Consider the following 23,446-nt stretch of genomic DNA (forward strand, 5'->3'; position numbering starts at 1 on the left):
CTACGGCCTCTGATTCCAGGACGAGAAGGAGTACGAGCACGAATACGAACACGAACACGAGCCCCTGCACCGGCACGGGGACGGATGCGAGAGCTGCCCTGCAGAAAGGAGGCCGCGCCCGTGGCTGAGTCTCTTCACAGTGGCTGCTATGCCGTCTCCGCGCGCGAGGTCGCGGCGGTGCGGCTGGGGGTGGGACGCGGGGCGCGGCATGAGATCATCCTGCGCAGCGGCGTGCGGCTGCCGGTGCCGTATGCGCAGGCCACGCTGCTGGCAGACAAGATCTGGGATGGTGTGTGGCCGGATGGCGCCACGCGATGCCCACGCAAAAAAACGCGGATCACCACGCGCTCCCGTGCCCGTGCCCGTGCGCCATCGCAGGCTGCGAGCGGACCCATCCGGCAGGCCATCATCCACACCCTCACGAGGGAAGCACAAACTCCGAGCTCAAGACAGACACGCCCACACCATGAATGCTGACATCACCCATTTGAAGACCCGTGCTGAGCAGGCTGTGCCCATGTGGCCGAAGCGCAAACCCGGCCCCGTGGGACGCTGGAGCCCACTGTGGCCGGTGTATGCGGACCTGCGGCGCAAGGGCTTCACCATCCGCGAGGCCATCGACTGGCTCATCCGCGAAGGCGCGGTGCCGGCGAACGACCGGAAGAAGGCGGAGTACGGCCTGCCCATGGTGGACTCCCGCCGTCGTCGTGGAGAGGTCCCGGCCAGCGGAGTGGAGCCCGGGCTGAAACCCAGGAAGAAGACATCTGCCGCCACTCCCACCGCCGCCCTCGCCACCAAATCCCCACGACGCACGCTCTCCGTGGCCCAGCCAGTCGCCAGGCAGGATGCCTGACACCTGCAGTCAGGCTGGAACCCCAACCTCCGCAGTTCCTATCCATCCATCATTCCATCATTCCATCATTCCATCATTCCATCATTCCATCATTCCATCATTCCATCATTCCATCATTCCATCATTCCATCACTCCATCACTCCATCATTCCCTCTCATGTCCTCCTATACCCTATTGCAACTTCTCCATGCGCTGGATCCCCTTCATGCGCCGTGGCCAGTGGCGCTCCTCATGCTGCTGGCGGCCATCTTCCTCGGCCGTCGCCTGTGGAGGATGCTGTGGAGGGAGAGCTGAGGGTTGATTGTCTATGGTTGATGGTTGATAGCCTGAGAAGCGCGAGGCCCCAACTGACCGTGCCAGCACCTGATGCGAAGCGTCGAGGGGGGCGATGCCAATGCAGCAAGGATGAAAGCCCTCCGCAGACCTCAGGCTATCAACCATCAACTCTCAACCATCAACCTTCCCCCCTTTGCCCCGGAGGGACGTACGCTGAGCGATATCCGGCGGTGAGGACCTTGCGTTCTGGTCTTCATCCGCTGCGGAAGATGGGCAGGTGAGAGAGGCGACATCAGACTCCTGCGTCGTCGTCATTTCCAGGAGCCGGTCGCCGTCCTGCCCCACTTCATCCCCGGGCCACGACGCCCCACACAAGCCAGCGCCCTCCGGGGCATCCCCCCTCTTTGGGGATTTCAGATTGGAAATTTGAAATCTCAGATTCGGACAGCACGCCCCCAAGGGAACCCTTTCACCCCACAGATACTACACCATCCTATACCCTACTACACCCTCGCTACACCCATGAGCACGCCCCAGGATTGGAATGATGATGATGATGCCGCCGCTGCTGCTGAACATAACGAAATGGAAGACGCCTTCGAAGATGCGGACGAGCACAACTATGATGATGAGGACGACGGCGACGGCGATTACGATTACGACTACGAGGATGATGATGAGCCGGTGGTCGATAAGGAAGGCCGGCCTGAGGATCTCGCTGCGCCGGGAGGCTGTCTCTGGACGGTAGTGGCCGCCCTGGCGGTCTGGATGGCCGTGTCCCTTGCGGTGCTGTGCTTGTGCCTGTGCATGGCACCCGGCGCGGGGAGGTGAGCGCGCAGAGCTGCATGCCACATGTCACGGAGCTTTCCACCTTCAACCCTCTTTCTTCACTTCAATATCCAACCTTTGTCCCTTATGCAAAACACGACTGAAACCTTTTCCTCCCCTCCCCTTTCCACCACGGCAGCTGAGACGCCCGTGAACATCGCAACGACTCCATCTCCGCCTGCATGCGCTGAAGGGACAGCCGCACCCGCCGGCACACTCACCACCCTCCCGGGCAAGCCTTCCGCGCTCATTCGCGTAGCGCTGGCGGACCTGCGGAAGGTGGAGGCGCTGCCGGATATCTATCGGGTGAATATGGATGTGTGGCATCGCGAGCATCGTGCAGATGCGGTGTGCGAGGTGTGCCTGGCAGGGTCCATGATTTCACAGAGCCTCGGCGCCCAGCCGGGAGAGCATCGGGGGCCGGAGGACTTCGACCAGGAGACGACGTGGAAGCTTTATGCGCTGAATGAATTCCGCGTGGGCAATGTATACGATGGCCTGACCTATCTGGACCGTTCGGACCTGTGGCTCGGCGCGGACACGCGGACTATCACGGAGTACACCACGAGTCCGTCGGGATTTCACCGGGATATGCAGAAGCTGGCGGGCGACCTGGAAGCGGTGGGGCTGTGAACGGTGAGCGGTGCGACGGTAAGCGGTAGGACGGTGGGGTTCCAAGGGGAACATGACGTCGCCCGTTGCTTGCCATCCGATGCCGCAAAGAAGCGGGGCCTACTGAACCCGTCACACCGTCACACCGTCACACCGTCACACCGTCACACCGTCACACCGTCACACCGTCACACCGTCACACCGCTCACCGCTCACCGCTCACCGCTCACCGCTCACCGCACCCCAATGTCCTCGCGCTTTGCACTTCCCGCCACTGAGGCAGCATCTGATGCACACACCGTCGCCTACCACCAGACGCATACCGTGTATGGATTGCCGGCGTGCCCGCTGTGTGGCTGGCGCTCGATGATTGTGCGCAGCTACGGCCGCCACCGGGAAGGACGCAGCTACTATGTGGTGTGCGACCACTGCGCAGAGGTGGAGGGAAACGGCAGCCTGGAAGGACCCGTGTGTGAGTCCGCCGAGCTGGCGGGGAAGGCATTCAATCAAGCGATGCGGAAGTACGCTGAGTCCTTCATGCGCGGTGATGGCGGGGAGTATTGAGATGCGAGGGCTTCGGGCCGGAGGCTTCAGGCTTGGACCTTGGAGCTTGAGGAGGAAGCAACTTGTGAAGGGGCGAATGACGATGATGATCAAGATGAGCAACAAGGCGAGGTGGAGTGACCCTTGGGCGCGCGGGATTTCGCGCGAGGTTCTGACCTGCGTGGATGGGAGCGCGTCTTCCGCTGGCAGGCATGATCTTTGGGAAGCGGGGGCCTTCGAATGCGTGCCAGCAGCCATGCTTCGTGCTGTGCCTGACGCTCCACCCGTTGGCACGGCTTCGTGCCGTCATGTCGTGGGCCTTGGCACGGGTTTTGTGGAACGCTTCCAGCGTTCTCATCCCGCGCTCGGTTCACCCAGGGTGGCGCTCGCGATGCGAGCTGACCCTGGGCTGCGCAGTGTGCAACGCCTTCGGCGTACCACGAAGGCTGTGCAGCAGGCGGCGGCGATGGTTGCACCCGCTCGCAAGGTCAGGCGTCCTGACGGTTTAGCGACTTCGTCGCGGCAAAGCGTCCAGCAGGCTGCACTTTGGGAAAGCGGTCCCGCTCTGCGCATGTGCGTCAGGATTAGAAACGGCGTGATATACACAGACAGATTCGAACGCTGTGACGCGAAGCGTCCCTGGACTGCGCGCAGCCCTGCTGCCGCTTTCCCGAAGTGCAGCCTGCTGCACGCTCCACTGCGACGAAGTCGCCAAGCGTTATGGACACATCTTACCACGAGCCAGTGTCAACATCGCCACAGCAGGCTGTGGACTCTCCAAAGCGGCAGCAGGGCTGCGCGCAGTCCAAGGTGGCTTCGCCACACAAGTTGCCCTATGGGCGGGGTGGTGAGGCTGTTGGAAGGTGAGGTCGGCCCAATCAAGAGAAGCTACATCAAATGCTCGACGACTTATCCTCACGTTCATGCGCACAGCGGGACTTTGCACGTGCTATGCCTCCGGCGTAACGGGAGGCGGGTGCGAAGCGGCAGAAGGTGGAGCGTCAGGCACAGCGGGTGGTGTGGGTGCTGGCAGGTGGTGGAAGGCCCTCGCTTACCAGAGCAATTGGATGCGCATGAGAAGGATGAATCTGGGTGTGATGGTATATCCACACATGATATCTCCTCTGCTACCAAGTCCTCACACTGAGGGGGCAGGAGTGCCCCCCGATCCTTGGGGCTCGGGCTGCGCCCTCGCCAGCGAGCCGATGACTACTGACTACTGACTACTGACTACTGACTACTGACCACTGTCCACTGACTACCAACATGAATACGCCGATGCACGAATACCGAGGCAGGCACGCGCCACACCAGCCGTGTCCGCAACTCCACCTGCACTCCCCTACTCTGGATGCGGTCATCGAGAGGCTCTGCCTGGTGAATGATGTGAGCTGCATGCATGAAGCCATACGCCTGGTGGATGCGATGCGCCCGCCGATGGCCATCACAACGATGGGCGATCTCTTTGCTCACGTGGATGCGTTCGAGGACGAGAACGAGAACGAGGAGAGGGATGATGGATGCGAGATCTGCGGGGTGCGCTGCTCCAGCACGGCGCATGCGCCGTATCCGGGACTGTGTGTGCGCTGCACGGCGAAGGTGCAGCATCTGCAAATGCAGAAGCGCCCCCCGCAGCAGAAAGGAGGTGGGGAGTTGCGATGAATCGGCTCACCAAACCTCAACCAGAGCCGATGACGGCATTGGAATATGCGCGGCGTCACGCCGATGCGTGCGTGAAGGCGGATGTGGTGCCGGGGCCAGGTGTTCCGGATGGGGATGCCTGTGATGCGGTGGAGGCATCGCATACGCCGGATAAGCGGGACGATGGTTCGCCTCAATAAGCTGACATGTCTGGTCCGAAGATACAGGCAGCTCGCAGGCCGAGGGGCTGCCACGAGGGCGCTCCGCTGGATGCTGGAGATCCGTGGTTCAAGAGCATGCGAGATGCGGTCCGCGTGTCAGCTCACCGGCTCCGCACCGCGCTCCAAAGCGCTTCGCGCAAGGTGGTGCACTGTCGCATGCATTCGATGCGTGGGATGCGCGCCCGCCGGTACTTTGTCTGGGTCTGGGTCTGGCTCTGCATTTCTCACCGCAGTCGCAACCGTCATGCACATGCAGGGGTGCATCGCAAGGCTCCCATGGGGGCAGGAGTGCTCCCGATCCTTGGGCTCGGGCTGCGCCCTCGCCAGCGAGCCGGTGACCGATGACCGATGACCGATGACTACTGACTACTGACTACTGACTACTGACCAGTGACCAGTGACCAGTGACCAGTGACCCATGACCCATGACCCATGACCACACCCCAGCCAGGCGACGTGCCCGTCCACCCATCTTTTATCCATTCGACTTATGCCTTGTGAAACTCAAGAACTCCATCGTGATGCGCCGGCGTTTGACTTCTACTGCGAGCGCTGGACGCACGGCACGCGGCACCTGACGAAGGTGGAACGCTGCGACTACCTGGACCTGCTGCTGCACCAGTGGACGAATGACGGCCTGCCGGCGGACCTGGATCTGCTCGCCCGGTTGGTGGGGTATCGCAAAGGCTCGCAGATATCGCCTCTGGTGCTGGAGAAATTCCCCGTGGCAGCGGATGGGAAGCGGCGGAACGTGCGGCTGGAGACGGAGCGCGTGAAGCAGCGGGACCGCATCCGCAGCAAGCGGCAGGGCGCGGCCAAGACGAACGAACGACGCTGGGGAAGCAAGGCTGGAAAGGGGCGGGTGCCATCGCAGAACGAGTCTCATAGCGATGCGATATCGAGTCGCATAGCGACTCGCTCAGCGACGATTGAGCGACACGATATCGAGTCGCCACCACTCACCACCCACCACCCACCCGGAGATCCTGATATCTATCTATCTGTACCCCCGGAGGGGGCTGGCTGGCCGAAGACAGAGGACCAATGTCGTTCCATGGCTGCAGTTCATGGAGTAGACCCGGAGTATGCGGCCACCGTCTGGAATCAACATGAGTCCACGGGCGACTACACCCAGAAAGACCAGCATGGCAATGCGAGGCCGATATTGAAGTTTGCCAGCTACCTGAAGTTCCGCTGGAACTGCCGGTCGAGAAGGAATGACGACGCCAAAGCCCTGGAAAAGACGAAGGCAGAGCTGCGGCGCCAGGGGATGACGCAGAAAGCACCGCCATCAGCGCACATGCAGAGTCGTGATGGTGGGACTGTTGCGGCCGGTGTCCGAGCATCAGCACGTGATGTGCGAACACAGCGGTCCGGTGAAATCCCGACGGATGTGAGCATGGACAAGGTGAAGGTCTATCGATTGGAGGATTGTGAGCATGAGTGAGAGGTTGTTGTGCTGTTCACGCTGTGGCGGGCCTGTGGAAGGCGTGGATGCGATGGAGGCGGAGGCCCTGCGCTCCGTCTTCAACCGCGCTCCGCTGTTGCTGTGCGGGCCTTGTGAAAAGGCGGATGCGGAAGAGCTGGCGAAGAAGCGGGCGCCACGGCAGGCTCGTGTGCCCCAGGCGTGGCCGGAGGAGTGGCCCCGGCGATCCATCGCCGACCTGGAACATTTCAGAGAGGCTCCGCTGCGCATGGCACGCACGATTCAAAAGAACATCGAGGCGAACCGTGGCACCTTCGTGATCCTCGGCGATCGTGGCCGTGGGAAGACGGTGATGGCCACTTGGCTGGCGGAGCAGCGCCGGCAGCAGGGTCAGAGCCCGGGTGTATATGTGCGCTCGCACGATCTCTTCGCCACCATCCGCCGCGCCTGGCACCCGCAGAGCAAGGAGGATGAATGGGCCGTATTGGAACATTATCGCAAAACCCCGTTCCTCGTGATCGATGAATTCCAGGAGCGCAGCGAGAGCGAGTGGGAGAACCGCACCCTGGTGAACATCCTCGACCACCGCCACGGCAACATCCTGCCGACCGTGCTGATAGCCAATCTCTCCGCCGACGCCTTCGGCAAATCCGTGGGCGCCTCCATGGTCGACCGCATCTCCCAGACCGGCGGGATCGTGGAGTGCGGGTGGGGTGGATTGAGGGGGTGATGAGCCTGCGTGAGCAGCAGGCAGCGAGTGATGGAGAGGCAGTGGGCGTGCTCCATCACTTCATCGGGCCCGTCTTCATGGGAACGAGGTAGTATTCCGGTGGCCGGTACGAGCGGACGCCGGGCTTGCGGAAGCGCCAGGTGATGCGGTCGAACCACATGCTGAACTCGGTCCACTTCTGCTGGGTCGCGGTGTAGCTCTCGACCTTGCCGACGAGTTTGGCGGGATCGAGGTGATGGGAGTTCATCCAGTTTCTCGGCACATCGATCTCGATCTGCATGACGCCATAAGCCGGCACGGGAGGTGTGGGCTTTTCCACCCTGACGAGCCCTGTGAAGGTGAATTTGCTGTACATGCCGTACTCGGTATCCAGCGCACCCTGGGTCGCCAGTCGCAGCTCGCGCAGATACACGGGATAGGGCCGCACATTCCGCACCTCAATGCGGTAAGGCACCATAGACGTCATCGAGGGATCCGCCGGGTCCAAGAGCTTCATCCGTGGCGTGCCCTGCCCGAGGTAGCGCAACTCAAACGCATGCATCGAGCTCCAGGAGAGCACGATATACACTGCGGGCATGCCCAGCAACAGCAGGCACAAGACAAAGCCCAGCAGAATCTTGAGGCGGTGGGACATGGCCCTCCATACCTCACTCCCCTCTACTTCGCCACTGAAGGTGGTGGCTTGGGATTCGCTCTCACTTCATAGGTGGGAGGTGGGGTGCTTCGGGATACGGTGGTGACTTGGGGATTGCGGACGCGGACGTGGCTGCGGACGGCGGGTTCTTGGTAGGGTGGGTCGATGAGTTTCCAGCCGCAGAAGCGGAGGCCGAAGGGGGTGTCCTCCATGTAGACTTCCCAGGTGCCCCAGTGGGCGGTCCAGATTTCCTTGGTCCACCAGTAGTCGGCGTAGACCCAGACCTCACCGTTCTGGTGCTTGTTGAAGTAGGTGGGTGAGCCCATTTCCTCCTTCACTTCGATGGGCGTGGCGCCGAGGCGGAGGTTGGCGGGATTGCCACCCAGCTTGTAGGGCAGGACGCTCTGGCAGGAGGTGAACGCGGCGGCGCAGAGGACCAGCGCGGCCAGTCTGAGGCAGGGCTTCAATAGCGTGGACATGGTGATGAGGTGAATGCTTGTACTGGAGGCAACAGATAACGGGCCACGGGCAGCAGCGTGAGCCGGCGCCGCCGGAGTCACGGATCGCGCTTCCCAAAAATCTTCCAGGGCGCGAACCATTTCTTCTTCTTGGGATTGGTGTCAGGAGTGGGAGGCTTCTCCTTGATGGAGGCATTGCTGCCGCGCACTTCACTCATGGTGGGTGCGCCCTCGGGGACGGGCATCTGGTCGCCCAGGGCCATCTTCACCTTCTCATCCTCCAGCGGGGTGGGATTGTTGGGATCAATGATGCGAGGGGTGATGAGGTAGAGGCGCTGGAATTTGTTGTTCGTGACCCGCTTGTTTTTGAAGGGCAATCCCACGATGGGTATCTTGCTGATGATGGGGATGCCGGCTTCGTTCTTCACGTCTTCATTGCGATAGCGTCCGCCGATGAGGAGGCTTTCGCCATTGCGCACCACGGCCTGGGTGATGACGCGGTTGTCATTCGTAGCCACGGCAATGTTGGGATTGTTGAGCTCCTGGTCGGTGACGTTGCCATCCCCCACTTCGATGCCGAGGTAGACCTGCCGTGTGTCCGGCTTCACATGGGGGTCATGCGGTTCCTTGTCCATGATGCGGGGCAGCACCACGAGATCGAGGCCGGAGGCGACCTTGTACAAATAAGACTGCCGCTCACCGGCCACGGGCACCACGGTGCTGGTCTGGTCCGTCAATCTCGCGGGCTGGCTATCCAGGGTGAGCACGGATGGACGGGAGAGAACCTGCGCCTTGCCCCGCTGCTCGAGCGCGCGGATGTTCGACAGGATGGCGTAGCTGGAGCCGACGATGAGGGTGGTCTGATTGAGCCCCAAGGTGCCGGTGCCGAGTGCGGCGGGTATCTCGGGCGGGTCCTTGTCGAAGGGCGAGCCGATGATTTTTCCGGTGTTATCCGTATCGAAGAACCGGTTCCCAGCATTGAGGCCGATGCGATAAGGCACCTCGCGGCTCTCGATGTTCTGGGTGCCGCGAATCAGGAAGCTGCTCTGCCAGTCGAGTCCATCCGTGACCTCGATGTCCACGATCGCGGCGGTGATCTCCACCATGTGGCGCGGCACATCCAGCTCGCGGATGAGATCTTCGTAGTAGCTCCTGCGGCTTTCGAAATCCACGATGATCACCGCATTGCGCATGGGGTCCGAGGTGATGAGAGGTTCCCCTGCGGCGGGAGGATTGACGGGGTTCGCCAGGAGGATGGTCTTGAGTATCTGCACCACACCGGCACTCTCCTTCACGGCGACTGCGGTGCTCTGGCTGGTGGTCAGCGTGAGGGCGCGCAGGCTGCTGCTCTCCTGCTCTGCGCGGGCATAGCGCAGGGGGAAGAGCATGGGTATCATGCCTGCGGTATTCACCTTGGGCGGCTCCACATAAGCTTCGAGGCAGACGCCGAGGAGGGTGACGGTCTCCATGACGTGGTCCTTGTAGGCCTGGGGGCCATTCAAGGTCAGGACATCGCTGCCATGCACGGGCTCGGTGCCGATGATGCCTGACTTCAGCGCGGTCTTGAGCATGACGGCGTGGGCATCCGCCAGCTTGTATTTTTTCTCCAGCTTGGGGCTGGGCTTGTACACCACCAGCTTGCGCTTGCTCTTCAGGAAATATCCGTCGAGCCCGTTCTTCGCCAGGAGGTCGCACAGGAGCAGGCTGCGGGAGGGAGCCTCGGGAGGCTTGCACTCCTTGAATCCATCGAGGGACTGCGTGACAAATGTGATGCCTTCATCCTGACAGATAGCTTTGAGATAAGCCTCCAGCTTCTGTATCTCAGTTCCCGTCGGTGGTGAGATGGTCACCTTATCCTGCGGTCGCTTCCACGGGATGTCATGCAGTGGAGCTGCCTGGAGGATGGAAGCACACGCCACCACGGTGAAGATGAGCAGAGATGCCAGGCGCATGTGAAAGGGAGGACGGGAGGGACTCATGGATGCAGCATTCAAGAGGAGCAGGCGCACTTCATTCCGTTCAGGGATTCACAGCCTTGCCAGAGGTTTTCCCATCTCCCACGAGATCGTTGACTCCAGCGCCAGACACTTCCGGCAGAGGCAGGGACTCCAGCGGCCCCAGTGGATGCGGCCCTGTGGGCTTCACGAGACGCGGTGTGATGAGGAAGAGGCGCTGCAGCTTCACATTCACATTCCGCCGGTCTTTGAAGGCCAATCCCACGAGGGGAATGCGGCTCAGCAAGGGGATGCCGCCATCCTGCTTCTGCTCGGCATGACGATAGCGCCCGCCCAGCAGCAGGCTCTGCCCCTCACGCACCAGGGCGCGGGTGTAGATGGTGCTCTCAGAAAGGAAGGCGGTGGGCTTGTTCGCAGGCAGCACCGGTGTGGCCACAGCGGGGTCCACCGGCACGCCGGTCACCGTGTCATCCTGGATCTCGATCTCCAGCAGGATGAGCTGCTGCTCGCCGGGATTCTTGGGATGCATCACCACGGGCTTGATGCGGAGGGCGAGCGGCGCATTCACCTTGAAGAGGTCCGCATTGTGCTCGCCGGGCACGGGCAGGAGGAGCGAGTTGTTATCATAGAAGAGCGCTTCCGTATTCGCCACGGTGAGCAGCACGGGGCGCGAGATGACCTGCGCTTTTCCGTCGGTCGCGAGGGCCTGCAACCGTGCGGCCAGCTTCCCGCTGGTACCAGTGATGAGGGTGGAGGCATTCAACCCCACGGGATGGAAGACCTTGTCCGCGCCCAGGGTGCCCGCAGGTGTGGTGAGGACCTTCAATCCATTCGGTGATGCGATGCCGCCGAAGGGAAGACCGCCATCGAAGAGGGAGCTCGCCGTGCCCACGGCCTCGGTGATTTCCTCCTTGCCAAATCCAGCCCAGTCCACGCCCCACTCCACGCCGGAGTTCGCATTGATATCCATGATGGTCGCGCTGATCTCCACGAGATTGGGCGGCACATCGAGTTCATTGATGATGCGCTCGTAGGCCGGCATGCGCTCTTCCAGGTCGCAGATGATGATGCGGTTCGTAGCGCGTTCCGCGATGATGGCGCCGCGCAGCTCGGGCGCCTTCTCCTGGGTGGGCGCAGCCTCATGCATGGCGGCCGACTCCCCTCCGACCAGGCCCTGCCCCCTGCTGAAGACCGTGGCCTGGGTGGCCTCCTGCGGGATGAGGTCGCTCGGGTCCACACGCAGCACGCCCTCAGGAATCAGCTTCTCCACCGTGGGTGAGACACGCAGGCCGCGCCTATTGAGCAGTTCCGTGACTTGATCCTCGCCTCCGGCGAACTCGATGGGCCGGGATTCATTGGCACGCTCGCGCAGACTGGCAGCCTCGCGCAGCTGCGCGGATTCATTGATGCGAATGTCATCATCCAGCCTGCGGAGCTGGTCGATCGTCCCCGTGGGACCGGTGTATCCAGAATAGGCATATGGCTTGTAGTAGTCCGCACTCGTGGCGCTCTCCAGCAGGCGCGAGGCTTCCGTGAGCAGCAGGGCTTTTTCGAAATTGGCATCACCTCCGCTGGAGACGAGCTTCAGCGATCCTGCGCCGTACATCTTGTTCGCAATGGCCACGAGCGTCTTGGCCACACCGGGGATGCGCACTTCCGCGGGGAGGTCCGTAGCGGCATTCCCCGTCTTGGTGAGGGCCTGCCCTTCCACGGAGGCATGGCGGAGCTGGAAGGCTCTCATGCGCATCTTGCCAATGCTCACGCCCTTGTTCAGATCATTCTGGGTGGGGGCGGCCTCCAGCGTGCTCTCGCGAACGCGGGAGTTTCCAGCACCTCCGTCATCGGCAAGCGCATCACTGCCATCCGGCATGAGGCGGGCCCGCCTGCCCATGTCACTCAGGGAGCCGTCGTTGGGCGGCACGTGCTCGTGATGATTTGGAAAGGCCGGGCCGGTGGCTCCGGGGATGAGCACACCGGATTCCTGGCGGCCACCTTTGCCACCAGGTTTCTCCGGGGGTGGCGCGGGCGCCGTGTAGGAGCCGAAGAGTCTGGCGCGGCGCAGTTTCTCCAGCTCGCCATCGAGCTCATCCATGGCTCTGGGATGCCCCTCCGCGCGGCGTCGCGTGTCAGAGTAGGCTTCCATCTGCACATTGGACCGCTTGTTCAGCGGCGTCTTGTCATCGGGAACGTTCAGCGCCTTCTTCCACTCATCATCTGTCGCGGTGAAGTACAGCTCGCCAGACTCCTCCCAGGGGCAGAAGTGCAGCGTGGGCAGTTTGTCCGATGGCACAGCAGACAGGTGGAACCGCACGGGGTACTCGGCCGCCAGCCGATCCATCAGCTGGTGCAGGTTCTCAGGCTGGAAGCTGTCCCTCCACGCGGCGAATGACTCATTCACATGAGTCTCAGAGCGGGGGTCCTGGCCGTGCTTCGTCGCCCATGCGACGTGGAATGCCGACTTCCTCCAATCGAGCAGGGACTCATCATTCTTGGAGAATTCGATCTTCTCGACGAATGCCTTCTTATCACTCTGCGCGCTCTTGAGCACGACCAGAAGCTCCTTCAGATTGCCAGCACCTTGCACGAGGGTCCGCAGCTCATCCATCCTCGGGTCCGGAGCATTCGTGGCCGGGTCGGCTTCATTCGACGGATTGGGTGTAGCAGGATCACCGGCTCCTGGCAGTGCTCCCGGTATGCCACCACCACCACCCTGCCCGTTCTGCGGCAGTGCTCCCGGTATCTGCACTCCCGGAGGATGAGCAGGTGGGGGCGAGGCTGGAGTGCCGTGCTGTGCGCGTGATGCACAGGGAAGCGCCGCGACAAGCAGCGCGCTGAGGAAGAAGGTGGTGGAGGTCGCCGGTGAGAACATTGCGATGGGTTCGCCTCGATGAAGTCGGATCAGGATGATTAAAACGGGAGACCCCACGCGGTGGCCCAGCCCTTGATCTCCGCAAGAACGGTCGGAGTGATGCGCAGAGCCCAGTTGAACTCCACCGTGCCTGTGGTGTGGATGCCCACGGCATGGGCGACTCCTCCACTCAGGGTGAAGGTGGGACCGCCGCTCTGCCCATTCTCACTGTCAATCACGTGAGGCAGCACCGTGGCCGTGGGCGGACCCAACCGGCCTCCCGCCGCCATGAGTCGCTTGCTGTTATTGATGGAGGGATATCCGCCGAGAATCGTGGGAAGCCCCCAGAGCTGCTGATCTGCAAGGACGGTCAGCGTGAAGTGGGCACCTGGATGCGCTGCCGCCGGAGGCACCAGAATCAATCCATAGTCAAGGTGGGCACCCCAGTTGTTGAACCATCCTTGTGGAGTCCGGTACGCCATCGCACTGCTGGACGGCAGGACCGTCGAGCCATCGGCACGCAACCCCGGAAACACATTGACCTTGGTAGCTTTGCCAGCCTCATCCTCCAGGCAATGCGCTGCGGTCACCAGAAGACGCGGAGCTACATAAAAGGCCGTACCGCGTACCGCTCCCCCACCCGACCTCTCCACGGTGATATAGGCGACGGATGGCCACGGATACACCGTCTCCGTCACGAGCTGCATGTCATTATCCCCGTGGACGTTCTCCAGTCCGAAGTTACCCGCCTCCTCCAGTCCGGGGACATCAGTCTTCACCTCCTGCCTGACCTTCTTGACGATATCCGTGGGGATCTCGCTCAATCTCGCATCCATCTCCACCGGAGCTGCTCCTTCGCTGGGCGGCAGCTCACCCTCGAGTTTCTCCGACTGCCATCCTCTCCTGCCGCCTCTGCCATCAGTATGTTCCGAGGGACGCTCCATTCGCCCTCCGTGAAGGTTGCTTGGGTCTTGGGTCATGGCGGATGGGTGAATGGAAGGGGGATGTAGTGCCGTGGGTTATTTCATGGGGGTAGGAAATTTTGAAGCGAGTCTTTTGGGGGGAAGGGAGGAAAAACGCAAATGTTTTCTCCTTCCTTTTTTCCAAAGGTCATCAGGGAATGTTGGTGGACCCCATGCTGTAACCGTGCCAATGCGGACGGATTTCACGCCCGGAGCAGTTTGAATGATCGTGCAGCCATCCGGAGAGGCATGGTTGTGCACGTGCTGACATTACCCAGTGTGTTGCGGCAGGCCCAAGGAACGGGAACGCCTCGTTCCCGTCAGCGGTCGGCATGCCTGGTGATGCAGCATGTCGAGCGCCCTGTATTCCAATGAGTGCTGCGGCAGATACACGCCACAAACCTTTCACCCACGGGAACGAGGCGTTCCCGCTCCCTGGGCCTGCCGCCATGCCATCGATGAATTCATCGCGCCGGGACGACATACGACTGCATCCAGCGTGAGCGGTCCTGGCGCGCGAAGGGAGCGAGGTCGTGCTCAGCTCACTTCCCCGCGTGGTATTCCAACGGAGCGATGTGGCGATCTGGCTGCGGAGATTTCCCAACGGTATAGCCTGTGAGATGCCACACCATGTTATTGAACCAGAGGCAGACACGCTGCCCTCGCTTCTTCGTCACGCTGATGCTGTCATATTTGCTCGCGAGTGATGCGATATCGAGACGCGGCACACTGGCGTCCGGGACCAGGGCCTCAACACGCGCGGTGCCGTAGGGAGGAATGGGAGGCACCGGCTTCTCCACATACCCACCACTGGGCACGAACTCGATCACACGATAGTGACCATGTCCTATGCTCGGATCACGCTTCTCAACGAGGCTCAGCTCCCAGAGGTAGATGGGATAGGGCCGGGTATTCCGCACCTCGATGATGAAGGGGACCAATATCTGCTCCATCTCCAAGCCGGGCATGCTGATCATCTGCCTTGAGGTCGTTCCTTGACCGATGTAGCGGAACTCAAGGGGATTCGCGGGGCTCCATGACATGGCGATGTAGGCCACGGGGATGACCAGCAGCACGAGGAAGACGCCGAGGAGGGTGAGCTTGGTGCGGCGGGGCATCTCTATTGATGATTTATTATTTATGATTTGAGATTGTTGATTTCAGATGACGCGTGGGGAAGACGACGGAGCAGATGCATGTCATTCATGCAGCGCCTGCCCATCCACCGTGGTTCGCTCACCTTCCCAATTGGGAAGGTCCTTGAAGGTCCGGGCGGTCCACTCGGGAGCGCGCCGGTGCATCCATCCGTAGAAGCAGTGGACACGGTTCTTGGTAAGACTCACCCAGGAGCATGACACCTGGACTTTCGTCCAGTCCACGACCCTGGACAGGTCCTCCTTCACCAATAACTGACGGCGGATGATGCCGTAGGAGGAAATGGGCGGGTCCGCATACGCATAGAAGTTGGCCTGAGAATCGGCGTCCCACACGCGCCGCGCACCTTTGAATTCACCCAAGTCGACCAGGTCATCGGCGTTCACGGACTTCACGGCCGGGGAGTGGTCGGCTGCCGGAAGCAAGTCCCGGCGAAAGATATCGATGTAGGCAGTATCGAGATAGATGGCGAAGGGCTGGGTATTCACCACCTCAATCTCGTAGGGTACGAAGATTGCCTTCGCACCGCGTTGCTCTGGATCTGCAGCTTCGACCGGTGTCCCCTTCCCCACCACGCGGAAGCGCAGCGGATCCTCCGCCGACCAGGAGAAATACAGATAACCCGCCATGCCCAAGCCCAGCAGCACGAGGAGAAACGCGGCGACGGTGAGCTTCGTACGGCGGGACATGGGGGGAGTACGATTTGAGATTTTTGATTGATGATTTGTGATTGGGAATCTTCCAGCGCGCACGTCGCGTGGGGATAGGGTTAACAAGACCGGATGGCATCAAAAAAAGAAGGGAGATATACCAAACAAAGTTGAAACCAAATCTCCATATGAAAGACGCCAGACTACCTCAATTGGCTCATGCGACAAGGTTATCCATGGAACATCGACATGGCATGGGCCCAAGGAGCGGGAACGCCTCGTTCCCGTGGGCGAATGGGTTTATGGTGTGTACCCACCGGAGCATTCGTTGGAACACAGCGGCGCTCGACATACAACGTCACCAGGCATGGTGACCGCTGACGGGAACGAGGCGTTCCCGCTCCTTGGGCCACGCAGTCCAGGGCCTTCGGCACAGATTCCATATCCATGACCTCACGTTCGCCCCAGCGGTGCAGTCACTCAGAGGCCTCCAGCGGGGCCGCGGCGCGGTGCACCTCGGGCTCGGGCAACTGCTTGCTCCAGGACTTTGGCAGAAGCAGCCGCAGCGAGCGATACCATGACAGGACGCGATGTCTGCTGCTGGAGACATAGTTGTATCCCACAGCGGACTCCTCCAGTGGCCAGGTCTCCTCCACCGTGAAAGGCAGGTGGATGCGGCCCTGCCAGCGCCCACGCGGCGGGAGCACCACGTCTTCCATCATATCGGTGCTGATGGCGCCATTGACAACGCGGTCCAGCAGAATGGTGCGCTTGCCAGTGCGGGGTTGGATTTCGTGCACCTCGGCCCCGTGCATGATCATAGCGGAGCCCATGCGCACGGTCGTGGAAGCAGTATTCTCCACCTCCAGATAAAGAACCCGGTGCGCTACCTCCAGCGGATGGAACTTGGACGGTGTCTCAATGTTCAGCATGCGGAAGCGCAGGGGATCCACCGGACGCCAGGTGAGCGTGACGTACGCCATGGGAATAGCCAGCAGCACGAGGAAGAGCGCCAGGATGATGAGCTTCGTACGACGGGACATGGGGGGGGATTTATGATTTATGATTTGAGATTTCAGGGCGAGCTCGTGGCAGTGGTGGGAACGGATTCGAATGGATTGATGTAGATGGGAGTGATGTCCGTCTTGTACCCAAGCGGCTTGAGGTGGTTCCGATATTTCTCAGGAAGGAGGGCGCGGCATCGGAAGAGCCATCTGTCCACGCGATGTTGGGTGGAAGTGCGCCATCTGTACAGGATATGAGCCTTGGCGGGATTGAATGCCACGGCGGCATCCCTGGTCATCACGGCGCTGTAGCGCAGGGCACCGTGCGCAGGCACGGGTGGCAGCTCGAAGAACGCGAGGACTGGCTGGGGCTTCGTGTCTGAGACCTGGGGATGGATCTGACCGAGGTACGCGGGGCTTTCCATGACGAACAGAAGCATCGCAGAATCGCTCCAGCCGGCCATGGGTGTTTTCCCCGCCAACAAGTGCGCTTCCCAGAAATGCATGCTGATGGCGTGCGGGTTCTCCACTTCGAAGTCGATGGCCACCAGGGAATCTGGGATGTCTCCCGCGACACCTTTCTCGATCGTAGGCAGGAGTCTGGTGCCGGTGTAGCGGAAGTGCAGCCCCTCCCCTCGCACCGACCAGGTGAGGACCACATATCCACCCAAGAAGCCAGCCACCACGACAAGGAAGCAGGAGAGGATGAGCTTCGCGCGGCGGGACATCGCTATCTATTGATGATGGATGATTTTTGATTTGAGACTTTAAAGCGGAACTGAGGAGGTGGCGCAGACGAAAGTGCAAGCATCAGGGTGCGGGCTCCAGCAGCGTCTGTTCATAGGACTCCACCGGAAGGGGGATGCGGCCCTCAAGGAACTTCGGGAGGTATGGCTCGATGGCATCATGCAGTGCCAGCGCCCTCCGCTTTGAGCGGGTGAGATAGCCATAGGCAATCCTGAGATTTTGCTGATTCACGGGATTGTCCGTTTTCTCAAGCTTCATGAAGAAGATGAAGTGCCCGTGGGCGGAGAGCATGCTCTCGGAAGCACTGCTTCCCGGCAGCGGTCGGGCATCCATGTGATGGATGATCCCAGCGAAAGTCGTGCCTGGGGGCGCATCGCCGTCCTCCACACCCGCCGCGGTCATCTCCACACCTGTGGCGGTGGTGTTGATCACTTCAATGCGCACGAAGTCACCCGACTCGGCTGTGCCAATGATGGATTCCAATTCCTTGCCCACAAGACGGAACCGCAGCGGTTTCTCAACCTCCCAGGTGAGGAAGAGATAGATCCCAGGGATGGACAGCAATACAAGGAAAATGCCGAGGATGATGAGCTTCGTGCGACGGGACATGGGGGAAGGGGGTGATACCTATGATTTGAAATCTCAAAGCCGGGAGGCAGGAGGTGGCGGATGAACTTATCATGTGTCCCTCTCCGGTGAGCTGAAGGTTCGGCGGCACCAGTCCTCGTAAGGTCGAAAGAAATCCTCAAGGCCTCCCTCGATGCGCACGAAGTGGTACGGAGTGCCATAGGTATTCACCCAGTCTGCGCTGGTATAGACAATCTTCCCCCTCCTCCGAGAGACCACCTTCAGCGTGAGCTCTTCCAAGATGGGGACGCTGAGGAAGTACAGGAGCAGTACGCCCATTACTGACGCAGTCCAGATAACATGGACTCTGCAGGACGAGGGGGCATTCATGCGAGGGCTCGGAGGAGAGAGAGGGATGGGTATCGGATTGCAAAGGGAGACCGGATAGGCAGTCGTATCTACGAGTGGCTGATAGCTAATGATCCATGCTGCAAGTGCATCAAGGAATCTTGCGCTCCGCAGGCTGGACTGTAGCAGGTTCGAGCGTGGCGGTGCTGAAGTTGTTGGGAAGGAAGAGAAGGCGGCTGCCGAGACTTTCCGGGAGCACCCCGTAGAGCCACTGACTCCCGCGCCAGACCATCTCTCGTGTACGCGAGCTCCAGGCGTAGTCGACAACCACTTCCCGGTAGGGCGTGTCCTTGGGCACATCCTCTTCGAATACAAGACGGTGCCGGATAGTCCGGCGGGATGGGATGATGGCAGGAAGAGCGTAGACAGCCTTTTGCTCTATCAATGACCCCAGCATTCCCAGGCCAGCGGGTTTTCCCGTGTCACCTTCATCGCGGGCGTAGTCAAGGTAGCCGTACCGCACCATGATCGTAGCGACGGACGTATTCTCCATTTCGACTTCCAGGACACGAAGCGGTTCCTTGTAGGAGGGACTGTGCTCCAGGTGCTCGGATAGGACTCGGAAGCGCAGGGGATTCTCCGGGCTCCAGGTGATCCACAAGAGCGTTGCAGTGCCGATGCCCAGCAAGAAAAAAATGCCGAGGGTGATGAGCTTTGCGCGGCGGGACATGGGGGGGGAAGAGAAAGAGAGACGAAGGCAACAGGCACCCGGGTACTGAGGAGAATGGGCGCAGAGAAGTCTGGTATATCAGGATATGATGATGCGCGAGGTCACTTGCTTCCAGTGTGGGGCGGAACGTCGATGGGAGCGGCACCGCGGCTGGCGGAGGGTTTGGGGAGAAACCGGTGCCAGCTCTTGGGCAGCCGTGCTGCGAGCCAGTGGGAGGCGCGCGTGAGAGTGGCCTTGGGCCCGGATTGGAAGGCATAGCCCACATGTCCCCTGCCCTCTCCCATCTGCTGTCGTCGCTCTGGGGTGAGGTCGAGCAGGATGCGTGCGGAACCGTATGCGGGGACCCGCACGCGCCAGTAGCCCGGCACTCCCATGCTTTGCTCGACCAAGGAGGTCATCAGCAGGCCATGCAGGGAGCTATCGGGCGGTGGACTATCCAGATACCACTCGGCCAGGATATCCACCGGCGTGGCCGTTTGATTCTCCGCGATGACCTCCACAGCGACGGTGCCCAGGGACCTCGTGAGAGGCACGGCATCAGGCGCAGGCGGTACATGGCGGAACCGCAGCGGCTCCACCAGACCCCAACCCCGGGCCACATGCATCACGGGGATGGCCAGCAGCACGAGGAAGATGCCGAGGGTGATGAGCTTCGCGCGGCGGGGCATGGGGAAGAAAAAGAGAGACGAAGGCAACAGGCACAAAGGCACAAAGTGTGCTGTCGCGACACTGACTACTGACTACTGACTACTGACTACTGACTACTGACTACTGACTACTGACTACTGACTACTGACTACTGACTACTGACTACTGACTACTGCATCGGCGTGGTATCAACACTCTTCGCAAAAGAGCTCTCCACCGCAGTCTGCGCCGACTGATTGAAACCCTGGTGCAGCGCCTCGCTCATCGACTCCGGAAGCAGTTCGCAGAGGTGGTGATAGAGCTCGTAGGTGGCCTTCCTGCTGTGAGAGTCGTAGTAGTAGACGATATGTGCCGCGCTCAGGTCAGGAGGGCCTTCTTCGGTCCGCAATAGAAACGCCTTGCCACGCCAGCTCCCGCGGGCTGGTACGCGGACTGGACCATAGAGCTCGGCAGGCTTGGGATAGTCCGCCTCCTGGAGAAGGGACAGGTGCTGTCCCTGCGTCCGTGCCGTGGCACTGTCCCGGTAGAGGATGCCGGTGTAGAGATACACCGGAATGGCGCTGGTGTTCCGCACCTCGATATAATACCAGTTCCAGCTGCCGCCAAAATCCAGATCGCGCTCGAACTCATGGGCCACGATGCGGAAGCGGAGCGGGTCAGGCACCCGCCACGAGTAGCAGACATAGCCGAGGGGTATGCCCAGCAGCACGAGGAAGAGCGCGGCGATGAGGAGCTTTGAGCGGCGGGACATCGTGGCGGATCTATGATTTGAAATTTGAGATCTGAGATTTCAAATCAGAAGAGGTAGATGCGGGAAGTGGGTTGGGGATTTCCAGAGGTGCGACATCATACTGGCCATCGAACACAGGGAAACGGTTCTGAAGGGAGGCAGGGCACCAACTCCGCACAAGGAAGAGCCACTCCAGGAGGCGATATTTGGTGTGAGTGACATGGAGGCTACCCATCTCCGGCTGGATGCTGGTGAGCACTTCGGGCGTACTCCCAGGCGAAGTATAGGTGAATCGGACGGCGTCATGCGCTTTGATGATCACGGGGTCTGACATGCCAGACGTGGCTGCGACACCAAATCCCACGCCCCGATGACTGAACATGCCAGTGGGTATGGTGGCATGACTGCGGCTCGTCACCGCGAGATCGATGAGGTGGATGGCAACGGAACTCGTATTCCGCACTTCGATATCAAAAGGAATCTTGTATACGGTGTCACCGAACAGCCCCGGCCCAGCGACAGGCTCCCTGTGCCCGACCAGACGGAAACTCAAAGGCGCCTCCACCGCCCACGTGAGGCAGGCATACGTCGCGGGAATCGCGGCGGTGAGCACCACGACTGCGACGAGGATGAGCTTCGTGCGGGAGAGCATGGAGGAGGAAGGAGGCAACAGAGCGGGATGAGGCAGGGTAGCGTGTCGTGAAGTCAGTAGTCAGTAGTCAGTAGTCAGTAGTCAATGACCAATGACCAATGACCAATGACCAATGACCAATGACCAATGACCAATGTCGAGCCGGAACGTCACCGTGCGAAGGATGGGGGTGTTATTCAAGGGTGCGTGGCCCACATAGTGACTGGTGAACATCAGGGAGCCTTCGCGTTGTTCACCGAACCCTGCGCAGCACTGAGCTCCACGGGAGCTGTTGCGCGCTGATAGAATTCTACATCGAACCGTTGCTTGATGGAGTCCGAAAGGTAGAGACACGCGCTCCAGTAGCGGTGCAGGATCTCAAGCCTCGGGGGTGAGGCGTATTGATAGCGCATGGTGAGCTGACTGAGATCCACGACATCCGCATTGGGCCGCCGCCCGCGAGCCCTGCCGCGCCAGGTACCGTGAGCCGGGATGTACACCGGTTCACGGATCCCGTCGAACTCCGGAAGCAGGCCATCCTCCGAGTCGAGTGATGTGAGTTGCATCCATGGCCGGTACATGGCCGCGGCAGTCTTATCGTGGAAGAGCACTCCGCTCGCAAGATAGACCGGCACGGAACTGGTGTTCTGTACCTCAATCCGCAGGTGGTGCGTGGTTTCGGGTACTGGCACCTCAGGCTCGACCTCATGCGCCACCACCCGGAAGCGCAGGGGTTCCGGAACATTCCACCCATAGAGCACATAGCCGATGGGTATGCCCAGCAGCACAAGGAACAGTGCGGTGATGAGGAGCTTCGAGCGGCGGGACATGGCGGAGTGCCTAGGATTTGAAAATTGAGATTTGAGATTTCAAATCAAGAGAGGGATGAAGGAGGGCGAGGTGGTAGGGAGGGTTGGCAAGGCAATGACCCATGACTTCGAGGAGGAGAACGAGTACGAGCACGAAAGAAGGGTCCATCAGGGAGCCTTCGCATTGTTCACCGAACCCTGCGCAGCACTGAGCTCCACGGGAGCTGTTGCGCGCTGATAGAATTCTACAACGAACCGTTGCTTGATGGAGTCAGAAAGGTAGAGACACGCGCTCCAGTAGCGGTGCAGGATCGCAAGCCTCGGGGGCGAGGCGTATTGATAGCGTATGGTGAGCTGACTGAGATCCACGGCATCCGCATTGGGCCGCCGCCCGCGAGCCCTGCCACGCCAGGTACCGTGAGCAGGGATGTAGATGGGCTCACGGATGCCATTGAAATCCAGAGTCAGGCCGGTCAGCGAGTCGGGGGGCTCCAGCGAAGTCCACGGATTGTACATGGCGGCATTTGCCTTATCCCGGAAGAGTACTCCACTCGCAAGATAGACAGGCACGGAACTGGTGTTCCGCACCTCAATCTGCATGTGGTGCATGGTCACAGGGACTGACACCTCAGGCTCGGTTTTGTGCGCCACCATCTGGAAGCGCAACGGGTCCGGAATATTCCACCCATAGAGGACATAGCCGATGGGTATGCCCAGCAGCACGAGGAAGAGCGCGGCGATGAGGAGCTTCGAGCGGCGGGACATGATTCGCGAAAAGATGACTATGGATGGATACCACGCGGTGGCGTGCTTGCGGAGCGCAGGATGCCCACATTCTCCAGAGGAGCATCGCCATGGCGCCAGGTGGGAAGAGTGACACGTCCCCTGATGAATACGGGACTGTAGGGCGAGAGCCTGTCACCGAGCTGCTTGAGGCGATGCTGGAAGGCGGTTTGATAGAAGTAATAGATATTGAGAGGAGACCGCTCCAGGATGTCCCGCTCGCCACCCCTGACGATGGCGGTGTAGTAGACCTTGCCCCGGGATGGAATGGAGGTGAATGCGGCCGGCTTCGCAGGTGTGTAGTGCGGCGGGATGACCCGGTCTCGCAGAAAGGGAAATGAGGCATAGGTGGCCCCATCCACGTGCGCCCCCGTATTGAGCCAGTTGAGCCCGGCAGTGCTGAGGACCACGCGTGTGGCGCTGCGATTTCTGACCTCGACGATGAACTCCCGCTCCAGGTCACCCGGCGGCCTCGCACGCTCCTCCACCAGGCGGAAGCGCAAGGGATACTCCACCTCCCACGTGCGCGCGAGATGGATCACGGGAATACTCAGCAGTACGAGGAAGACCCCGAGAATGAGGAGCTTCGTGCGGCGGGACATCGTTCTCTATGGATGATGGATGACTTGAGATATCACTCAGGGAGCGTAGCGCGG

At 60.7% G+C, this 23,446-nt stretch carries 28 protein-coding genes; 10 read left to right on the plus strand and 18 right to left on the minus strand.

Annotated elements, in window-relative coordinates; genetic code table 11:
* The first annotated feature begins 120 nt into the window (after nucleotides 1-120).
* The 10 genes from DES53_RS28190 (at nucleotide 121) to DES53_RS28230 (ending at nucleotide 7,131) form a co-directional block, all read left to right on the plus strand.
* On the plus strand, nucleotides 121-477 hold the full coding sequence (locus tag DES53_RS28190; RefSeq protein ID WP_147263676.1) for a hypothetical protein: 357 nt from the start codon (nucleotides 121-123) through the stop codon (nucleotides 475-477).
* Nucleotides 467-853, plus strand: a complete 387-nt coding sequence (locus DES53_RS28195; RefSeq protein ID WP_113961693.1) for a hypothetical protein — start codon at nucleotides 467-469, stop codon at nucleotides 851-853. Before DES53_RS28190 ends, DES53_RS28195 begins: the two co-directional genes overlap by 11 nt.
* A 157-nt stretch (nucleotides 854-1,010) precedes the next feature.
* Nucleotides 1,011-1,148 (plus strand): hypothetical protein, encoded by a 138-nt coding sequence (locus DES53_RS33290; protein WP_170157486.1) that lies wholly within the window; start codon nucleotides 1,011-1,013, stop codon nucleotides 1,146-1,148.
* A 504-nt stretch (nucleotides 1,149-1,652) separates the two neighbouring features.
* Nucleotides 1,653-1,961, plus strand: a complete 309-nt coding sequence (locus DES53_RS28205; protein WP_113961695.1) for a hypothetical protein — start codon at nucleotides 1,653-1,655, stop codon at nucleotides 1,959-1,961.
* An 84-nt stretch (nucleotides 1,962-2,045) separates the two neighbouring features.
* Nucleotides 2,046-2,591 (plus strand): hypothetical protein, encoded by a 546-nt coding sequence (locus DES53_RS28210; RefSeq protein WP_113961696.1) that lies wholly within the window; start codon nucleotides 2,046-2,048, stop codon nucleotides 2,589-2,591.
* A gap of 225 nt (nucleotides 2,592-2,816) precedes the next feature.
* Nucleotides 2,817-3,134: a hypothetical protein gene (locus tag DES53_RS28215; protein ID WP_113961697.1), complete on the plus strand. Its 318-nt coding sequence runs from the start codon at nucleotides 2,817-2,819 to the stop codon at nucleotides 3,132-3,134.
* 1,245 nt (nucleotides 3,135-4,379) lie between these two features.
* Nucleotides 4,380-4,775 (plus strand): hypothetical protein, encoded by a 396-nt coding sequence (locus DES53_RS28220; protein ID WP_170157487.1) that lies wholly within the window; start codon nucleotides 4,380-4,382, stop codon nucleotides 4,773-4,775.
* Nucleotides 4,772-4,954, plus strand: a complete 183-nt coding sequence (locus DES53_RS33295; RefSeq protein ID WP_170157488.1) for a hypothetical protein — start codon at nucleotides 4,772-4,774, stop codon at nucleotides 4,952-4,954. The genes DES53_RS28220 and DES53_RS33295 overlap by 4 nt, the downstream gene beginning before the upstream one ends.
* 511 nt (nucleotides 4,955-5,465) lie before the next feature.
* Entirely contained in the window at nucleotides 5,466-6,422 is a 957-nt protein-coding gene (locus DES53_RS28225; protein ID WP_113961699.1) for a DUF1376 domain-containing protein, read from the plus strand.
* Entirely contained in the window at nucleotides 6,415-7,131 is a 717-nt protein-coding gene (locus DES53_RS28230) for an ATP-binding protein (protein WP_113961700.1), read from the plus strand. Before DES53_RS28225 ends, DES53_RS28230 begins: the two co-directional genes overlap by 8 nt.
* 55 nt (nucleotides 7,132-7,186) lie before the next feature.
* On the opposite strand, the gene DES53_RS28235 is transcribed toward DES53_RS28230, so the two are convergent.
* From DES53_RS28235 to DES53_RS28320, 18 genes are all read right to left on the minus strand, one after another.
* Nucleotides 7,187-7,765: a hypothetical protein gene (locus DES53_RS28235; RefSeq protein ID WP_113961701.1), complete on the minus strand. Its 579-nt coding sequence runs from the start codon at nucleotides 7,763-7,765 to the stop codon at nucleotides 7,187-7,189.
* A gap of 23 nt (nucleotides 7,766-7,788) precedes the next feature.
* Entirely contained in the window at nucleotides 7,789-8,244 is a 456-nt protein-coding gene (locus DES53_RS28240) for a hypothetical protein (RefSeq protein WP_113961702.1), read from the minus strand.
* Nucleotides 8,245-8,321: 77 nt separating this feature from the next.
* The gene (locus DES53_RS28245; RefSeq protein WP_170157489.1) at nucleotides 8,322-10,175 is read right to left on the minus strand and encodes a secretin N-terminal domain-containing protein; all 1,854 of its coding nucleotides are present in this window, start codon (nucleotides 10,173-10,175) and stop codon (nucleotides 8,322-8,324) included.
* 67 nt (nucleotides 10,176-10,242) lie between these two features.
* Nucleotides 10,243-13,047 (minus strand): secretin N-terminal domain-containing protein, encoded by a 2,805-nt coding sequence (locus DES53_RS28250; protein ID WP_113961704.1) that lies wholly within the window; start codon nucleotides 13,045-13,047, stop codon nucleotides 10,243-10,245.
* A 38-nt stretch (nucleotides 13,048-13,085) separates the two neighbouring features.
* The gene (locus tag DES53_RS28255; RefSeq protein ID WP_147263678.1) at nucleotides 13,086-14,006 is read right to left on the minus strand and encodes a trypsin-like serine peptidase; all 921 of its coding nucleotides are present in this window, start codon (nucleotides 14,004-14,006) and stop codon (nucleotides 13,086-13,088) included.
* Nucleotides 14,007-14,530: 524 nt separating this feature from the next.
* On the minus strand, nucleotides 14,531-15,106 hold the full coding sequence (locus DES53_RS28260) for a hypothetical protein (protein ID WP_113961706.1): 576 nt from the start codon (nucleotides 15,104-15,106) through the stop codon (nucleotides 14,531-14,533).
* Between the two features lie 81 nt (nucleotides 15,107-15,187).
* A complete protein-coding gene (locus DES53_RS28265) occupies nucleotides 15,188-15,832 on the minus strand; it encodes a hypothetical protein (protein ID WP_113961707.1) in 645 nt (214 codons plus the stop codon).
* A gap of 437 nt (nucleotides 15,833-16,269) precedes the next feature.
* Entirely contained in the window at nucleotides 16,270-16,836 is a 567-nt protein-coding gene (locus tag DES53_RS28270) for a hypothetical protein (protein ID WP_113961708.1), read from the minus strand.
* Between the two features lie 32 nt (nucleotides 16,837-16,868).
* The gene (locus DES53_RS28275; RefSeq protein WP_113961709.1) at nucleotides 16,869-17,525 is read right to left on the minus strand and encodes a hypothetical protein; all 657 of its coding nucleotides are present in this window, start codon (nucleotides 17,523-17,525) and stop codon (nucleotides 16,869-16,871) included.
* Nucleotides 17,526-17,607: 82 nt separating this feature from the next.
* Nucleotides 17,608-18,153 (minus strand): hypothetical protein, encoded by a 546-nt coding sequence (locus tag DES53_RS28280; protein WP_113961710.1) that lies wholly within the window; start codon nucleotides 18,151-18,153, stop codon nucleotides 17,608-17,610.
* 69 nt (nucleotides 18,154-18,222) lie between these two features.
* A complete protein-coding gene (locus DES53_RS28285; protein WP_113961711.1) occupies nucleotides 18,223-18,450 on the minus strand; it encodes a hypothetical protein in 228 nt (75 codons plus the stop codon).
* 160 nt (nucleotides 18,451-18,610) lie between these two features.
* A complete protein-coding gene (locus tag DES53_RS28290) occupies nucleotides 18,611-19,189 on the minus strand; it encodes a hypothetical protein (RefSeq protein WP_113961712.1) in 579 nt (192 codons plus the stop codon).
* A gap of 101 nt (nucleotides 19,190-19,290) precedes the next feature.
* The gene (locus tag DES53_RS28295; RefSeq protein WP_113961713.1) at nucleotides 19,291-19,857 is read right to left on the minus strand and encodes a hypothetical protein; all 567 of its coding nucleotides are present in this window, start codon (nucleotides 19,855-19,857) and stop codon (nucleotides 19,291-19,293) included.
* Nucleotides 19,858-20,006: 149 nt separating this feature from the next.
* Nucleotides 20,007-20,588, minus strand: coding sequence for a hypothetical protein (locus tag DES53_RS28300; protein WP_113961714.1), 582 nt, complete (start codon nucleotides 20,586-20,588; stop codon nucleotides 20,007-20,009).
* Between the two features lie 10 nt (nucleotides 20,589-20,598).
* On the minus strand, nucleotides 20,599-21,219 hold the full coding sequence (locus tag DES53_RS28305; protein ID WP_113961715.1) for a hypothetical protein: 621 nt from the start codon (nucleotides 21,217-21,219) through the stop codon (nucleotides 20,599-20,601).
* A 212-nt stretch (nucleotides 21,220-21,431) separates the two neighbouring features.
* Complete coding sequence (locus DES53_RS28310; RefSeq protein WP_113961716.1) at nucleotides 21,432-22,028, minus strand: hypothetical protein; 597 nt, start codon at nucleotides 22,026-22,028, stop codon at nucleotides 21,432-21,434.
* Nucleotides 22,029-22,175: 147 nt separating this feature from the next.
* Nucleotides 22,176-22,772 carry a hypothetical protein gene (locus DES53_RS28315; protein ID WP_113961717.1) on the minus strand — a complete coding sequence of 199 codons (597 nt, stop codon included), beginning with the start codon at nucleotides 22,770-22,772 and terminating at the stop codon, nucleotides 22,176-22,178.
* A 17-nt stretch (nucleotides 22,773-22,789) separates the two neighbouring features.
* Complete coding sequence (locus tag DES53_RS28320) at nucleotides 22,790-23,392, minus strand: hypothetical protein (protein ID WP_113961718.1); 603 nt, start codon at nucleotides 23,390-23,392, stop codon at nucleotides 22,790-22,792.
* Nucleotides 23,393-23,446: the final 54 nt, after the last annotated feature.

The organism is Roseimicrobium gellanilyticum (assembly GCF_003315205.1).
Taxonomy (GTDB): Bacteria; Verrucomicrobiota; Verrucomicrobiia; order Verrucomicrobiales; family Verrucomicrobiaceae; genus Roseimicrobium; species Roseimicrobium gellanilyticum.

Bases quoted from the DNA above. Each gene is read 5' to 3' on its own strand.
- DES53_RS28295 (WP_113961713.1), bottom strand. From the start codon at position 19,857: ATGCCCCGCCGCGCGAAGCTCATCACCCTCGGCATCTTCCTCGTGCTG.
- DES53_RS28310 (WP_113961716.1), bottom strand. From the start codon at position 22,028: ATGTCCCGCCGCTCGAAGCTCCTCATCACCGCACTGTTCCTTGTGCTG.
- DES53_RS28285 (WP_113961711.1), bottom strand. From the start codon at position 18,450: ATGGGCGTACTGCTCCTGTACTTCCTCAGCGTCCCCATCTTGGAAGAG.
- DES53_RS28235 (WP_113961701.1), bottom strand. From the start codon at position 7,765: ATGTCCCACCGCCTCAAGATTCTGCTGGGCTTTGTCTTGTGCCTGCTG.
- DES53_RS28225 (WP_113961699.1), top strand. From the start codon at position 5,466: ATGCCTTGTGAAACTCAAGAACTCCATCGTGATGCGCCGGCGTTTGAC.
- DES53_RS28255 (WP_147263678.1), bottom strand. From the start codon at position 14,006: ATGACCCAAGACCCAAGCAACCTTCACGGAGGGCGAATGGAGCGTCCC.
- DES53_RS28245 (WP_170157489.1), bottom strand. From the start codon at position 10,175: ATGCGCCTGGCATCTCTGCTCATCTTCACCGTGGTGGCGTGTGCTTCC.
- DES53_RS28240 (WP_113961702.1), bottom strand. From the start codon at position 8,244: ATGTCCACGCTATTGAAGCCCTGCCTCAGACTGGCCGCGCTGGTCCTC.
- DES53_RS28205 (WP_113961695.1), top strand. From the start codon at position 1,653: ATGAGCACGCCCCAGGATTGGAATGATGATGATGATGCCGCCGCTGCT.
- DES53_RS28210 (WP_113961696.1), top strand. From the start codon at position 2,046: ATGCAAAACACGACTGAAACCTTTTCCTCCCCTCCCCTTTCCACCACG.
- DES53_RS28195 (WP_113961693.1), top strand. From the start codon at position 467: ATGAATGCTGACATCACCCATTTGAAGACCCGTGCTGAGCAGGCTGTG.
- DES53_RS33290 (WP_170157486.1), top strand. From the start codon at position 1,011: ATGTCCTCCTATACCCTATTGCAACTTCTCCATGCGCTGGATCCCCTT.
- DES53_RS28300 (WP_113961714.1), bottom strand. From the start codon at position 20,588: ATGTCCCGCCGCTCAAAGCTCCTCATCGCCGCGCTCTTCCTCGTGCTG.
- DES53_RS28250 (WP_113961704.1), bottom strand. From the start codon at position 13,047: ATGTTCTCACCGGCGACCTCCACCACCTTCTTCCTCAGCGCGCTGCTT.
- DES53_RS28270 (WP_113961708.1), bottom strand. From the start codon at position 16,836: ATGTCCCGTCGTACGAAGCTCATCATCCTGGCGCTCTTCCTCGTGCTG.
- DES53_RS28230 (WP_113961700.1), top strand. From the start codon at position 6,415: ATGAGTGAGAGGTTGTTGTGCTGTTCACGCTGTGGCGGGCCTGTGGAA.
- DES53_RS28320 (WP_113961718.1), bottom strand. From the start codon at position 23,392: ATGTCCCGCCGCACGAAGCTCCTCATTCTCGGGGTCTTCCTCGTACTG.
- DES53_RS33295 (WP_170157488.1), top strand. From the start codon at position 4,772: ATGAATCGGCTCACCAAACCTCAACCAGAGCCGATGACGGCATTGGAA.
- DES53_RS28260 (WP_113961706.1), bottom strand. From the start codon at position 15,106: ATGCCCCGCCGCACCAAGCTCACCCTCCTCGGCGTCTTCCTCGTGCTG.
- DES53_RS28220 (WP_170157487.1), top strand. From the start codon at position 4,380: ATGAATACGCCGATGCACGAATACCGAGGCAGGCACGCGCCACACCAG.
- DES53_RS28280 (WP_113961710.1), bottom strand. From the start codon at position 18,153: ATGTCCCGTCGCACGAAGCTCATCATCCTCGGCATTTTCCTTGTATTG.
- DES53_RS28215 (WP_113961697.1), top strand. From the start codon at position 2,817: ATGTCCTCGCGCTTTGCACTTCCCGCCACTGAGGCAGCATCTGATGCA.
- DES53_RS28305 (WP_113961715.1), bottom strand. From the start codon at position 21,219: ATGCTCTCCCGCACGAAGCTCATCCTCGTCGCAGTCGTGGTGCTCACC.
- DES53_RS28315 (WP_113961717.1), bottom strand. From the start codon at position 22,772: ATGTCCCGCCGCTCGAAGCTCCTCATCGCCGCGCTCTTCCTCGTGCTG.
- DES53_RS28265 (WP_113961707.1), bottom strand. From the start codon at position 15,832: ATGTCCCGCCGTACGAAGCTCACCGTCGCCGCGTTTCTCCTCGTGCTG.
- DES53_RS28275 (WP_113961709.1), bottom strand. From the start codon at position 17,525: ATGTCCCGCCGCGCGAAGCTCATCCTCTCCTGCTTCCTTGTCGTGGTG.
- DES53_RS28290 (WP_113961712.1), bottom strand. From the start codon at position 19,189: ATGTCCCGCCGCGCAAAGCTCATCACCCTCGGCATTTTTTTCTTGCTG.